The organism is Nonomuraea sp. NPDC005983, assembly GCF_040614375.1.
In the GTDB taxonomy this organism is placed as follows: Bacteria; Actinomycetota; Actinomycetes; order Streptosporangiales; family Streptosporangiaceae; genus Nonomuraea.
On the sequence record NZ_JBEXUP010000201.1, the window covers coordinates 1 to 12887 of the forward strand.

Genomic DNA, 12887 nt, shown 5'->3' on the forward strand with positions numbered 1-12887 from the left:
CCACCTCTGGAAGTACTCAACGAGTCCCTTTCAATCCAAACAGCCGCATAGGCTACGCCCATAAGACGGCTGTCCGGAATCACCATGGCCCCTCATCAGACGCCTCGCGCGTCTTGCATCTGTCACGCGCTGTGAACCGCCGCCAGCCGGGTGCGCGTGCCCGTTGCGTGCCCGAGAGGGCGGTGATCAAGGGGTAATCACGGGGACTCGCTGGCAGAGCCGTATGGCATCTGACCAGAGCCGGAGCACGTCAGGGGATCATGAGCTGAAATCTTCCAAACTGGTTACGTTGGCGGGCGATAGCCAGTCGGCCAGAGGCCATTCTGTTTTAGGAGCCGCTTCGCAGCGTGCTGAGTAACTTGAGACCCTCGTCCGAGGGCGATCTCCCGGAGTAGCTCGGCGTAAAGCTCAACCTCTTCAGCGATCATCCATGCCAGAGCCCCTGAGACCCAATAGTCCGACCACGCCGTCAGGCCACACTGGACAATCGCTCGGAACGCCTCGGCAAGGTTTGGATCACCAGGACCAAGCACTTCTCTAGCCTGCCCCTCAACCTCATCGCGCGGCCTCTCGAACAGGGGCAAGAGCCACATTCTTGATCTCTCGAAGGGAGTATCCGTCCCCGCATTACGTGACTCGACGGTCCAAGCCCCGTCGACAATCACCAACCATGGACCCTCTGGCTTGACAGCAAGGACCCGCCGCACCGAACTACCCGCCATGTCCACCAGAGTGGCACGCGACCTTGAGCAAGATCCGGAATATACGCGTATTGATCAACGAAGCGTCGATCGCAGCCAGCCGGCCATCAGCAGGTCAGTGGCCAAGTGATGCATCATAAGAGCGATCCACTCATAATCCGTGGGTCGTGGGTTCAAGTCCCACCCGCCCTACTCTCCAACACCGCGTTCGACCTGGGGTTTCTCGGTTCTCGCCAGCCTTCGAACACGTTGTTGATCATGGTTGGTTGCTCGGCGGTTGCTCTTGTGTACGGACCGTGTATCGCGGTAGATCGTTTAGGCGGCCACCGTCAGTTCAGACCCCAGCGACGGTCACCAGAAGATCAAGCCAGACGGTCTGCACGGCGTCGCTGGTCAGCGCTGGTCTCATGTGCGGTCAAGCCTTGTCCAAGGCGGCTCTTCTTGCCCACCAGGCCGCTCGTGACCAGCAGATAAAAGATCCGCTGCTTCTCGCAGCGATCCGCTCGGCCCGTTCACCGCTCAGGCTCAGGATCGATCAGCTGCATCACCTGCGCGACAGCCGCTGAGGACAAAAGGCAGGCCCGCCGGGGGATCGGCGGGCCTGCCTGGGTTCGGTGGTTCAGGTGGTGGCGTCTCCGGCTTGGCCCGGCAGGGTGATCAGCCGGGCCGCCTGGGCGCTGCTGGCTGCGGTGTTGACGAGGGCGGCGGTGGATTCGGCGGCGGCGCGGGCCACTTCGGGATAGACGCTGGTGTAGGTGTCGCGGGTGAAGGTGGAGGAGACGTGGCCGAGGGTCTCCTGCACGACCTTCAGATCGACTCCGGCGGCCAGCATGAGTGAGGCGGCGCCGTGGCGGAGGTCATGGAGCTGTACCGGCGGCAGTCCCACCTGGAAGGCCAGTTGGTAGAAGTGGTCGCTGACCTGTTGTGGATGCAGTGGCCGACCGATCTCGTCGGTGAAGACGAATCCGCTGTTGGTCCAGGCTTCGCCTGCGGCCAGCCGTTCGGCGGCTTGGCGCTTGCGGTATGCGCGCAGCGCGGTGACAGTGTCGTCATCCAAGGCAATGGTGCGGTCGCTGGCTTCGGTCTTCGGCCTGCCCTGCACCGGCTCCCAGCCCAACTGGGTGATCTGCCGATGCACCCCGACCGTCCCGGCGGCCAGGTCGACGTCCTTCCAGCGCAGCCCGACCGCTTCCCCTCGGCGCAGCCCACGCAGGGCAATCAGCCGATAGAGCGCGGACAGCCGGTGGGTGGCCGCCTGGGCGAGGAAGGTGTAGGTGTGGGAGGGCGTCCAGACCATCACCGGCGACGGACGCGGCACGGACGCGTACACGTTGATCATGCTGGCGCGGCTGAGCCGGGCCCCGCGCCGCTGCTGCTCGACATCGAGCCGGTCTTGCAGGTCGCGGTTCCAGTCGACGACCCGCTCATCGGTCCACACCAGCGCCTTGGGGCGGTCGGCGTCGGGGAGTTCGACGACCGCGGCCGGGTTGAAGTCGATCAACCGATCCTGCTTGATTGCGATGTTCAGCGCGTGCCGCAGAGTGGCGCGGATGCGGTGCATGGTGGCCGGCCCGACCGGCCGCCGGTAGCGGACCGCTGCCACGCGGATCGGGTCGCCGCTGCCGCGTTCGGTGGCGATGACGTCGTTGAACTCCTCGATCGCATCGAACATCCCCGCCACATCGGACACCCGCAGCCGGTCCAGCCGGATGTCACCGAGGTAGGGGGTGAAGTACAGGCGGATGTGCGCCTCATTCGAGCGCCGCGTGGTGGCATCGATCTTCCGCTTACGCCGCAGGAACTCTTGCATCCACTCCGCCACGGTGACGGTGGGGTTAAGGTCCTGGCGGGTGCGGACCTTGCGCCGCACCTCCTCCACCGGCGGCAGCGCCTTGCTGTCCTTGAGCATGGACAGCATCAGCTCGGTGACCTTCCGCTGGATGTGCGGGTCCTCATCCAGCGCCAGCAGCGCGCGGGCGTGCTCCAGCTCCGCCTCGACCTCCTCCAGCGTGGCAAAGCCGCGACGGCGTAGCGGGTTACGCCGTCGCCCGTCGGCGTGCGCGGGCAGTTCGAGTTGGTAGGCCCACCGGCCGTGGGTGCTGCTCCACCACTCCCCGCCGCCTGGGCGGCGTAGCTTCGGGCAGGCCTTGCCCAGTTTCTTGCCGGTCGCCTCGTCCCGGCAGGAACACGTCTTGAAGGTGGTTCCGTTCATCGTCGCTGTCGCGCCCTTCCCTCGTTCGCTGACCTCGCGTCGCCGACCGCTCGACGTCGCGCTTCCTGCGGCGCTCCCCATACCAGCGCCCCCGTGGGGTACGGCCGATGCTGGACGCCACCGGCGGCACTCGGCCGTACCGGGCCCATCACCGCGCGGGTCGCCGTCGGCGGCCCAGAGTGGGATTGCCTGCCCCGGGCCGGAGGGCAGCCCCATCGGCCAGTACAGGCCCGTTATGGGGCCGCAGCGGGGACGTGCGGGGCCACCGGCTGGCCCGGGGCGGTCGACATCGACGCCCACCTTCACCGCCCATGTCAAGCGATATCCGCTGGTCACATTGCCCCGGCGCACGTTCCGGCCGAGCCCGGGGCATCCGGTTGCCTGCCTCGGCCGGAAAACGCTCGCCTCACGCAGAGGGCCCCGCGCTGATCGCATGGCGGCGGCCTTCGCTGGCGCGGCAGGCACAGCATCGAGAGTCGGCGAAGTGGCTGGACCGTACCGTCACCATCGGATCCCCCAATCCGGCGCGCGAACTCATCCCTGTCACTTATTGAAATACCGGCCAGAAAGGCCGAGTTAGGACAGCGCGATAGGTCAACCTTTAGTCAAACCACATCGACACCTGCACCGAGCAACCAACAGCGGCACACGGTTTCGAATCCATGACATTCACGGACAAATCGCCACCAGCACTTTGCGCTGAACGTCCGGGTTAGATGCATTTGCGATGGCACTTCTGAACCCCGCGCGACAGAACACGGCACACTCTGACACGCGAGAACAAAGCTGCGGACTTTTAATCCGTAGGTTCCGGGTTCGAGCCCCGGGCGCCCTACCACCTCACACCCCACCTGACGTGCGATTTCTCGATTCTCGACCGCTTTCTGCGAGGCGAAGGTGGCCGAGTTCATGCTCGTCACATGCTCTTCGGCACGCGCCCGGCCACATCGGCGGCCGGACGGCGGGGCGAAACATCCCGGTTTGCGATGTCGGCTGCCGGTCGGTCGACGTCGGAACGTAAGGCCAGACCCGAGCGATACCCCAAAAGAAGGGCGAGGAAGAAGGCTTGACGGGCGAGGCGCGCCCGGCTTGATCGCAAACCCGTCCAAGCACTGGTCAAGCCGCCCGCCGAGCGGATCCCACCGACACTGGGTGCCCAGCCCAGCCCGCTGCCGGAGTTCGAATTCATCGCCCAGGTCCGGCCGCTCCTCCCAAAATCCGAGCAGGTCCAGCGCCTCGACGAGCGCCTCGACGCCATGCTCGGCGGGGACGAGCCTGCCCTCCTCGCACTCGCCGTGCCCAGCGTCTGCCGGGACCGGTACGACTTCGCGGAGTCCTTCAAGGTGACGCTCGGGGGCCGCTCTCAGTACCACACCGAGCTTGAGATCGACCAGCTCATCGAAGCCGTCCGGCACCGACAGCCGGGGAGCCGCCTGCGGGCCCTGCGTGACGGGCGCATCCAGATGTTCGCCGACACCGAGGGAAACGAGCTGATCAGCAGCAAGGTCCCCGCCGACCACTGGCTCACCGCCGAGGTGTCCGAGGGGAGCTGCCACTACTTCTACTGGCAGCGGCGGTGGTACGAGATCGGCGCGGAGTACCTCGTCGTCATCGAGCAGCGGATCGCCGAACTCCTCGCCCGTCCCACCACGGTCACGATGCCACCCTGGCCCAAAGGCAGCAAACCCAAAGAGAACGACGAGGGCTGGTACAACCAGCAGGTCGCCGCTCGGGAGGGATACGTGCTGCTCGATAAGGACACCGTGCACACGGCACGTCTGCGCGGCGGCGGGCTCGAGATCTGCGACGAGCTCGGGCCCGACGGCCAGTTCATTTGCGTGAAGAAGGCCGAAGCGACCGCCGAGCTGAACCACCTCTTCGCGCAGGGCCGGGTCGCCATGGAAACCTTGCGCTTCGATGCCGAGGCCCAGGAGAAGTTCCTTGCCAAGGTCGACGAACTCGCCCCCGGCCACCCCCTGGACAGGACGTTCAGGTCGCTGACCCTCGTCTACGGCATCCTGCTCAAGGACGGAGTGCAGCTGACCCCGGACTCCCTGTTCGCCTTCGCGAAGGTCTCGCTGCTGCACGCGGTGACCGCTCTGGAGGGGATGGGCGTGCGCGTGGAGATCGTCTCCATCTCTCGGACCTCGGCCACCGGGATGGTCACGCCGGAGGGAGGAGCGGCCCCGTCTTCCTGACGGTCACCAACCCCACGTGGTTGACTCGGGTACGTAGCCGCCGAGGATCGCGGTGCGCGACCATCACCGTGATCCAACTGATGACCGTGGTGACCCGCAGCGCCGACGCGGCCATCTCACCCAATCGCTCGGCGCCCGCTGTCACCGGGCGCGCGCAGGCTGGTCAGCTCGGCGACGGCTTCCGGGGAGGGCTTGAAATAACAGCCCCCGAGTTGAAGTCCGGCGACGGCAGGCAGATCGAAGCCGACATGCCTGCACCACGCCCCGAGCTCATACCCGGCTGACCTCTCTACGCGCGGGTCATGGCCTGAGACGGCGATACAGCCTAGCGATCAGGCTAGGGCCGTTTTCGTCGAGGTGCTCCTGCAGGTCCCTGCGGTCGCGTGCCCGGTTGTCCGCGATCTCGCCTGCGGTGTAGCGGCGGCTCCACCGTACGGCGCCTTCCTTGATCCAGTAGTGGGAGCGGCAGGGCAGCCCCCAGCTTCCGATCGAGGGGCACAGAGAGACGTTCTGGCCGTTGTAGGTGAGCGCCCACTGCGCTGGGGACAGCGGGGTAACGACCTCCTGCCCACAACCGCAGGCACACAGATGTCCGCAGGTCGCGTAGGGGATCGAGATGTAGAGCACCCCGCGCACCATCTCCGGCGGGAAGCTCTCGACGAACTCTGGGCGCAGGAATGCAACGGCGGTCAAGGAAGATCCTCATTGGCGATCTCGTTAGTGATCAAGGAGTAGGTCGTGAAGGCCTCGTCGGTCACGTCGGCATAGACGCCCAGGTGGCGTTTCCACCGGCCGACTGCGAGAAGCGCGTTGAGCGCGTTCAGGTCCGCGGTCTGGATGTTGCGACCATAGTCGTCGCGTTCGGGAGCCGGGGCCGGGATCCTGCGGCGGGTTTGAGCGCGACGTCCCGACAGGCTGGTGGAGACCCTCAGCAGGCCCGTGAGTTTGCCGTCGATCTCCTCGACACCCATGCCAACGTCGATGAACGGCACATCGCGGGCGTCCAGCCAGTCCATGATCGGCGGCTTGCTCAGCGCATCGTCGGAGGCCAGGAACACGAAGGTCGCCCCGGACAGGGCATCAAGGTTATCCCCGTCGAGGTAGTGCTCGTAGGCGGTGACGCCGCGGTGCATACGGGAGTAGAGCGATGCGAAGTAGGCGGCCTTGTTCGGGCGTTCGCGGAGCGTTTCCAGGGGTGCCGCGCCCGGTGCCCGGAAGGCGTTGTGATTGTCGAAGTGGTCTCCGTCGATGAGCAGGATCGACTCGACCTCGGTCTTGGCCACCTGGTCCAAGATGTAGCCGCCGGTGCCACCGAGCCCGATGATCGCGATGTGGTGGCCGCGGAAGCGGCGGTGGACTGTCGCGAGCCCGGCCCGCGAGGTGGCGGTGTCGCGGTAGACGAACGGCGAGTCGTCCTCGACTTCCTGCCAGGCCGCGCCGGGCGTGGCTGTGACCGTTCGGTCGAGTGCCTGCGCCTGGTCGGCGATCATCCGGGTGTAGGCGGTGACCTTCGTGTACTGGTCGGGGTAGCCGGACGGCCCTGGCTTGGAGGACAGCATGAAGTCCGCTTGCACGCCGTCGGCGATCGTCCGGACCTCGGGATTGGCCATTGGCAGCCTGCGGCCGTGCTCGTCGCACGGCGCCGATCCCCCGAACCAGATGCGGTGGTCGGTGTTGGAGACGACCCGGTCGCCGCTGACGGTGACCGGGTAGGCCAGGAATCCGTGTTGCACGGTCCGAGTTTCGGTGACGTAGGGGACGTGCCGGACGATCAGATGTCCCGCCTGCACCATGACGTCGTAGCCGTCGTCGAGCAGGCGGGACAGGTCCGGGTCACGAACGAGAGGTGCGGACGACATCGAAGACCATTCCGTTCTTGACGTTCACGCTGTGGCCGGCGGTCAGGCTGCCCGTGCCGTGACCATCGTGACCGCGGCTGTATCGGACGGTGAAGGTGTCCTGGTCGGTCGGCGGCTGGCCCGGGTAGGCGAGCTCGACGGCCTGCTCGAAGGTGATGGCCTTCTCCAGCCAGGGGTGGGAACGAGCGTTGACAATGATGGTGATGGGCGTGTGCCCGCGGTCGTCCTGAGACATCGGTTTCTCCTGTGGCGCGTGGCGGGCCAGCCCACATCTGCGCCAAGTGTAGGCCAGTGCTCGAACTTTCGAGCACTGCTACTGTAGCAGGGGTGAGCGACATGTGGAGCGGTGTAAGAAGTCAGGGGCACCAGGGATGAGCGAGAGCCCTGGGGTGAACGTCAAGGCGCTACACGCGGCCCTGGATGCTGCGCGCGCGAAGGAAGGCCTGTCATGGCGGCAGTTGGCCAAGGAGATCGGCGTTTCGGCGTCGACGATCTCTCGCATGGCCAACGGGTTGAAACCGGACGTCACCGCATTCGCAGCGATGACGACCTGGCTACGGATGCCAGCTGAGTCCTTCTATGTGGACCCGATGCGGGCGGACGAGGAGGAGCCGGAGCTCGTGGCGTCCCTCGTCCCGTTGCTGCGGGCACGTCGCGATCTCACGGAGAACGATGTGGCCTACCTCGAAGAGGTCATCGCCGCCGCAGCTCGGCGGTTTCGGGCCGAACGAGAAGATCAGGAGAGCTGAATGGCCCGTGGTGGGTGGACGCAGCCTCAAATGCGTGAGGTCGTGATCGAGGAACGGCAAGCGCTCGGTCTGAGCCCAACTGATCCGCTCGACCCATACGCGCTGGCCGACGCCCACGGGATCGATATCTACGGGCTCGGGGATCTACTCGCCTACGGTGTGAGCCCGGAGGCATTCGGCCACTTCACCATGGGCGACTCGGCCGCATGGTCGGCGGCCTTGCTTCCGCTGGGCACGGCGCGCGTCATCGTCGAGAACGAGTCCCACGCTCGTGTCCGGCGCCGGTCCAACATCGCGCACGAGCTCGGCCATTTCCTGCTGGAGCATCCCTTTGACAACGTGATCCTCGGAGAAGATCACAAGCGGCAGTTCGATGCGAAGCAGGAGAAGGAAGCCACCTTCATGGCCGGCGAACTGCTGATCCCGCTCGCCGCGGCCGAAAGCATGGCCTTCGACGGCTGGGACAACGCGCGCGTTGCGGCGGCCTATGGGGTGAGCACGCAGTTCGCGCAGATGCAGATGAAAGGCCAACGCGTGCGAGCAGAACGAGCCGCACGCAAGTACGGCTTCGCTTTTAATCCGTAGATTCCGGGTTCGAGCCCCGGGCGCCCTACCACTCCGACCTGCAGCTTCTTGTGAATCTGTAGTCATGTCATCTGATCGTGAGTCACGGTGAGACACGCGTGAGTCACACCTCCACGTTGCGGCCCTCGCGCAGCCTCTTCGCGGCCTTCCGGGCAGCTCGCAGGACCATCTGTGCAGTGGCTCGGGCGCTATCGTGGTAGAGCTGCGGCAACACCGATGTGTAGACGTCGGCGGTCAGCACGACGCTGGTATGGCCTAGCAGGCCTTGCACCACTCTCAGGTCGGCGCCTGAGGCCAGGGCCAGTGTCGCCGCGCCGTGCCGGAGGTCATGCAGCCGAATCGGAGGCAGCCTGCTGGCCACGATGAGCTTGTGGAACCGGTAGGTGAGGTAGTCCGGGCGAAGGGCGCCGCCGGTTGGATGGCAGAAGATCGGACCGGTCACATGCCAGGCAGGTCCCAACTTCCTTCTTTGCAACCGTTCCTGCTTGTAGAAGACGAAGCGTCTCGCTATCCAGAGCGACGGTGCGTCGGCTGGCGATGCTCTTCGGCGGAAGCGCCAGCACTCCCTCTTCGGTCTCCACCAGTTGCCGGCTGATGGTGAACTCACGTCGGCTTTCTTCGCGGCCGAGCTCGACCGGCCACACACGCACTCGTGACCTTCATCGACCAGCACGCCGACGTGTTCGGTGTCGAGCCGATCTGCCGTGTCCTGACCGAACACGGCTACCCCCTCTCCACCAGCACCTACTACGCCGACAAGAACCGACCGCCCTCAGCCCGGGCCATGCGCGACGCCGAACTGGATGAACACATCCAGCGCATCCACACCGCCAACTACGGCGCCTACGGCGCCCGCAAGATCTGGCACCAGCTGCAACGCGAAGGGCATCAGGTGGCCCGCTGCACCGTCGAGCGGCGCATGCGCATCCTCGGCCTGCAGGGCGCTCGACGCGGCAGGAAGGTGCGCACCACCATGCCCGATCCGGGGCACGAGCGCGCTGCCGACCGGCTGCAGCGCGATTTCACCGCGGCCCGGCCGAACGCCGCCTGGGTCGCCGACTTCACCCACGCATCCGCCTGGTGCGGAGTGGTCTACGTGGCCTTCGTCGACGTCTACTCACGAGCGATCGTCGGCTGGGCCGCCTCACTGACCAAGCACACCACGCTCGTGCTCGACGCACTCGATATGGCCTTGTGGCGACGCCAACGCACAGGCTAACCCGTCGAACCCGGGCTGATCCACCACAGCGACGCCGGTAGTCAATACACGTCATTCCGGTTCACCACGCATCTGCTGGAGGCCGGGATCGACGCCTCCATCGGCACCGTCGGCGACGCGCTCGACAACGCCCTGATGGAGTCACAAATCGGCCTGTACAAGACCGAACTGATCAAACCGCGAGGGCCCTGGCGCAGCCTGGCCGACGTCGAGTTGGCCACCGCCGAGTGGGTCGACTGGTTCAACGCCACCCGCCTGCACTCAGCGATCGGTCACCTGCCACCAGAGGAGTTCGAAGCCCTCTACTACGCTCAACACCAGCCCAACGAACCCGTCGGAATCAACCGTTGAGGTCTCCATCAAAGTCGGGGCGGTTCAAACCACGCTGTTGTTGGGGCCTGCGATGAGCGCCGCAGGGCATCTGAGAGCGGACGGTGCCATAGACGACGGCCCGGTGGGTGCAGGTCTTCGCTGTGTGCGGCGTCGCGGGTAGGGCTAGCGTTGTCGCTGTGACCCCCGAACATCTGGAGCTGGTGGCGGCGCTGGTCGACCTCATCTCCGATGCACGACTGCGGGTCGGCGAACATGCCGATCTGACCGACCGGGAAACCGCCGATGCAATCGCCGAGTCGCCGGCAGGTGACGCCGTACGCCGGGCGGCGGACGCGGCCGCTCGGGCCAACAGGTATTTGGACGGCGAGCGCGGCGATCGACAGGCGGGCCGGGCGTTGCAGGGCGATGCGCTATTCCGGCTCGGGGTCGCCGCCCTGCTCAGGTCCAACCACGAGTTCAACGCCGAGGCTCTGGCCGGGCAGCTCGCCGCGTACCTGGCCGGGCCGCCCGAAGTCCTATGGCGATACTTCGTTATCAACATCGACTGGGAGCTACCAAGTCCGATCGACCTCGGCGGATGGAGGCTTTCGCGACCCGGCGCAGACGAGTGGAGAGCCCAACGGCCCGTCCCGATCGCAGCGGACCACGCGGCCACCCAGGCGTGGGATCCGTTGTTGGAGTCAGGATGGCATGTCGTCCTGGCCGCCCCTGACCCGGAGCTGGCACCCGCGCGGGGTTTGCCTTTGCGGTTGCTCTCCCGCGGCCCGTCGACAAGGTCAGCGTGGGCGCCGCTCCTAGCGGTCAACCTGTGGTCGGACGAGCCGGCCCGAATCGTGGCCGAGTATGTAGTGGAACCCGGCCGGACCGTCGACTGCCTGTACTCCTCGATCCCATACACGTACACCGGATCACCAGGCGATGAGCACGAAGTTCCGCTGCTCGGGCCGCTTCACGTGGACAACAGCCACAGCGAGCAGCTGATCCGCTTCTTGACGAAGATCACTACCCGACTCACCGAGCAGGAACTCAGCACGAAGCTCCACGACCGCATCCGGCGCAGTGCAATGCGATTCCTAGACACCTCGGACAAGGTCGGCTACCACGCCGATGTGACGTTCCCCGACGACGAACCACAGGTTGTGCTCAACTACATGACGTCACTGGAGAACCTGCTCTCTAGTGATGAGAGCCCCGGAGACCTCGCTCGCAGGACGGCACAACGCGCCGCCATCCTTATCGGCGAGGATGACGGCGATCGCCTGCGCACACTCCGTTGCGTGAAGGACGCCTACAACGTTCGCAACAGGATCGCCCATGGCAGCGACCCACACCCGCGCAAGCTGACCGAAGCCGCCACACAGATCAGATCCATCCTCCGCCGGGCACTCATCGCAGCGATCGTCCTCGGCGAGACAGAGCTGGGCCTCTTGTGCGATGAAGCGCTCTTTTCCCAGGAGACGCTTCGCGATAAAATTAACGACCCGCTCACAGAATTCCACTCGCTTATCCATGCGTCTTAAATCCCGTCCCGGAGGGGAGAGAAGATCTACCGATGTAGTACTGGCAGAACTCGCATTAACCGGCTGAATATTAGTTAGCCAGCAAGCTCACTCGGCTGCGATAAAGAACAGCAGCGTGCCGCTTCCGGGCAGGGCGATGTCCATCTGGTGGCGTGATCCACGCGAAGGACCCCATCACCAGGCAGGTCTTCGTCTCCGGCATCGTGACGATCTTCCGCCGCGAGGAAGACCGCAGAGTCTATGGTGGGACGATGCGGTATGTGGTGCGGGACGTGGAGCCCACGAGGTCGCCCGAGTTCTTTGTGCCGAAGCCACGTGGGTCGAGGATCCGGAACGGCGCTCGGCCCTCGACGAACTGGCACGGCAGAAGGTGGCAGAGATGTGGGCGGTGAACCCACCGACTCTTCAGCGGCGCGCACGCGGCCCGGTCGCGGACGATCAAACAACGAGCAGGTGACGCGTGGATTCCTTACGCCCTGGTGATCCCGCGACGATCGGCCCGTTCCGACTGAAGGCGCGCCTCGGCCAGGGCGGGATGGGGGAGGTGTTCTTGGGCGAGTCGCCCGGCGGACGCGAGGTCGCGGTCAAGCTGATCCGCGCCGAGCACGCCGCCGACCCCGACTTCCGTGAACGGTTCGTGCGCGAGGTCGATGCGGCGTCGCGCGTCGGCGGTTTCCACACCGCCCAGGTCGTCGCCGCCGATCCCACGGCTGCGATGCCGTGGATGGCGACCGCGTTCGTCCCGGGCCTGTCCCTGCGGGACGAGGTGATCCGAGGCGGCCCCCTCGCGCCGAGTCCGGTGCGGTCGCTGGGCGCCGCGCTCGCGGAGGGCCTGGCAGCGATCCATGCGTGCGGGCTGGTGCACCGGGACCTGAAGCCCGGCAATGTGATCATGTCGCCGGACGGCCCACGCATCATCGACTTCGGCATCGCCCGCGTCGCCGACGTGAGATCCTTGACGTCCGACGGCGCGGTCTTCGGCACCTACGCGTATATGGCGCCGGAGCAGGTCCGCGGCGGGCGCGTGGGACCCGCCGCCGACGTGTTCGCGCTGGGCTGCGTGCTGGCCTTCGCCGCCACTGGCCGGGGACCGTTCGATGCGGCGGCGATCCCCGCGATCGTGCACCGCATCCTCAACGGCCGACCGCATCTCGACGGGATCACCGGCGACCTTCGCGGGCTGATCGAGGCGTGCCTCTTCCAGGATCCGGTGACCCGGCCGTCGACGTTGGCGATCCTCGATTACCTCGCCGATCCGGGCGGCCGCCCGCTGCCGCTCACCGTGCCCACCTCCCCGTACAGGCCCGCGCAGCCGCTCGGAGCGAAGGTCGCGACCAGTGAACTGCCCGCCACCGGCTCGATACCCACGCCCACAGGGACGCGGCGGATGCCACGCCGCGCCATGATCTTCGGCGCGCTCGGCGCCGTCGCCGCCGCGGGTACCCCCGCAGTCCTCCTCCTGCGGCGTCGCGGCGAGGCCCCGCCCCCCACCCCCACCCCCACCCCGAGCC

At 66.2% G+C, this 12887-nt stretch carries 13 protein-coding genes; 8 read left to right on the plus strand and 5 right to left on the minus strand.

Features of this window, described 5'->3' with window-relative positions; genetic code table 11:
- Window positions 1-1320 precede the first annotated feature (1320 nt).
- The gene (locus ABZ297_RS43500; RefSeq protein ID WP_355359320.1) at window positions 1321-2913 is read right to left on the minus strand and encodes a site-specific integrase; all 1593 of its coding nucleotides are present in this window, start codon (window positions 2911-2913) and stop codon (window positions 1321-1323) included.
- 1169 nt (window positions 2914-4082) lie between these two features.
- Between ABZ297_RS43500 and ABZ297_RS43505 the strand changes: the two genes are divergently transcribed.
- Both ABZ297_RS43505 and ABZ297_RS43510 read left to right on the plus strand, forming a co-directional pair.
- Window positions 4083-5111, plus strand: a complete 1029-nt coding sequence (locus ABZ297_RS43505) for a DUF6119 family protein (RefSeq protein ID WP_355359353.1) — start codon at window positions 4083-4085, stop codon at window positions 5109-5111.
- 80 nt (window positions 5112-5191) lie between these two features.
- A complete protein-coding gene (locus ABZ297_RS43510; protein WP_355359323.1) occupies window positions 5192-5395 on the plus strand; it encodes a hypothetical protein in 204 nt (67 codons plus the stop codon).
- A gap of 16 nt (window positions 5396-5411) precedes the next feature.
- Here the strand turns inward: ABZ297_RS43510 and ABZ297_RS43515 are convergent, their stop codons facing one another.
- The 3 genes from ABZ297_RS43515 to ABZ297_RS43525 are packed head-to-tail and all read right to left on the minus strand — an operon-like array spanning window position 5412 to window position 7205.
- The gene (locus tag ABZ297_RS43515) at window positions 5412-5804 is read right to left on the minus strand and encodes a DUF6527 family protein (RefSeq protein WP_355359326.1); all 393 of its coding nucleotides are present in this window, start codon (window positions 5802-5804) and stop codon (window positions 5412-5414) included.
- Complete coding sequence (locus ABZ297_RS43520; protein WP_355359329.1) at window positions 5801-6970, minus strand: ThiF family adenylyltransferase; 1170 nt, start codon at window positions 6968-6970, stop codon at window positions 5801-5803. Before ABZ297_RS43520 ends, ABZ297_RS43515 begins: the two co-directional genes overlap by 4 nt.
- On the minus strand, window positions 6945-7205 hold the full coding sequence (locus ABZ297_RS43525) for a multiubiquitin domain-containing protein (RefSeq protein ID WP_355359332.1): 261 nt from the start codon (window positions 7203-7205) through the stop codon (window positions 6945-6947). Before ABZ297_RS43525 ends, ABZ297_RS43520 begins: the two co-directional genes overlap by 26 nt.
- A gap of 154 nt (window positions 7206-7359) precedes the next feature.
- Here ABZ297_RS43525 and ABZ297_RS43530 point away from each other — a divergent pair, with 154 nt between their 5' ends.
- Both ABZ297_RS43530 and ABZ297_RS43535 read left to right on the plus strand, forming a co-directional pair.
- Window positions 7360-7719 (plus strand): helix-turn-helix domain-containing protein, encoded by a 360-nt coding sequence (locus tag ABZ297_RS43530; protein ID WP_355359335.1) that lies wholly within the window; start codon window positions 7360-7362, stop codon window positions 7717-7719.
- A gap of 30 nt (window positions 7720-7749) precedes the next feature.
- Window positions 7750-8304, plus strand: coding sequence for an ImmA/IrrE family metallo-endopeptidase (locus ABZ297_RS43535; protein ID WP_355359338.1), 555 nt, complete (start codon window positions 7750-7752; stop codon window positions 8302-8304).
- A gap of 103 nt (window positions 8305-8407) precedes the next feature.
- Here ABZ297_RS43535 and ABZ297_RS43540 read toward each other — a convergent pair whose 3' ends face one another.
- Window positions 8408-8746: a tyrosine-type recombinase/integrase gene (locus tag ABZ297_RS43540; RefSeq protein WP_355359341.1), complete on the minus strand. Its 339-nt coding sequence runs from the start codon at window positions 8744-8746 to the stop codon at window positions 8408-8410.
- Between the two features lie 210 nt (window positions 8747-8956).
- Between ABZ297_RS43540 and ABZ297_RS43545 the strand changes: the two genes are divergently transcribed.
- The 4 genes from ABZ297_RS43545 to ABZ297_RS43560 all read left to right on the plus strand — a co-directional run.
- Complete coding sequence (locus tag ABZ297_RS43545; protein ID WP_355359344.1) at window positions 8957-9523, plus strand: IS3 family transposase; 567 nt, start codon at window positions 8957-8959, stop codon at window positions 9521-9523.
- 87 nt (window positions 9524-9610) lie between these two features.
- Window positions 9611-9874, plus strand: coding sequence for an integrase core domain-containing protein (locus ABZ297_RS43550; RefSeq protein ID WP_355359356.1), 264 nt, complete (start codon window positions 9611-9613; stop codon window positions 9872-9874).
- Window positions 9875-10032: 158 nt separating this feature from the next.
- Window positions 10033-11376 (plus strand): hypothetical protein, encoded by a 1344-nt coding sequence (locus ABZ297_RS43555; RefSeq protein ID WP_355359347.1) that lies wholly within the window; start codon window positions 10033-10035, stop codon window positions 11374-11376.
- A 460-nt stretch (window positions 11377-11836) separates the two neighbouring features.
- Window positions 11837-12887 (plus strand): serine/threonine-protein kinase (locus ABZ297_RS43560; protein ID WP_355359350.1); only part of this gene is annotated, 1051 nt, incomplete at its 3' end.

Coding starts and splice junctions, on each gene's coding strand:
- ABZ297_RS43500 (WP_355359320.1), bottom strand. CDS start 2,913: ATGAACGGAACCACCTTCAAGACGTGTTCCTGCCGGGACGAGGCGACC.
- ABZ297_RS43510 (WP_355359323.1), top strand. CDS start 5,192: ATGACCGTGGTGACCCGCAGCGCCGACGCGGCCATCTCACCCAATCGC.
- ABZ297_RS43520 (WP_355359329.1), bottom strand. CDS start 6,970: ATGTCGTCCGCACCTCTCGTTCGTGACCCGGACCTGTCCCGCCTGCTC.
- ABZ297_RS43525 (WP_355359332.1), bottom strand. CDS start 7,205: ATGTCTCAGGACGACCGCGGGCACACGCCCATCACCATCATTGTCAAC.
- ABZ297_RS43535 (WP_355359338.1), top strand. CDS start 7,750: ATGCGTGAGGTCGTGATCGAGGAACGGCAAGCGCTCGGTCTGAGCCCA.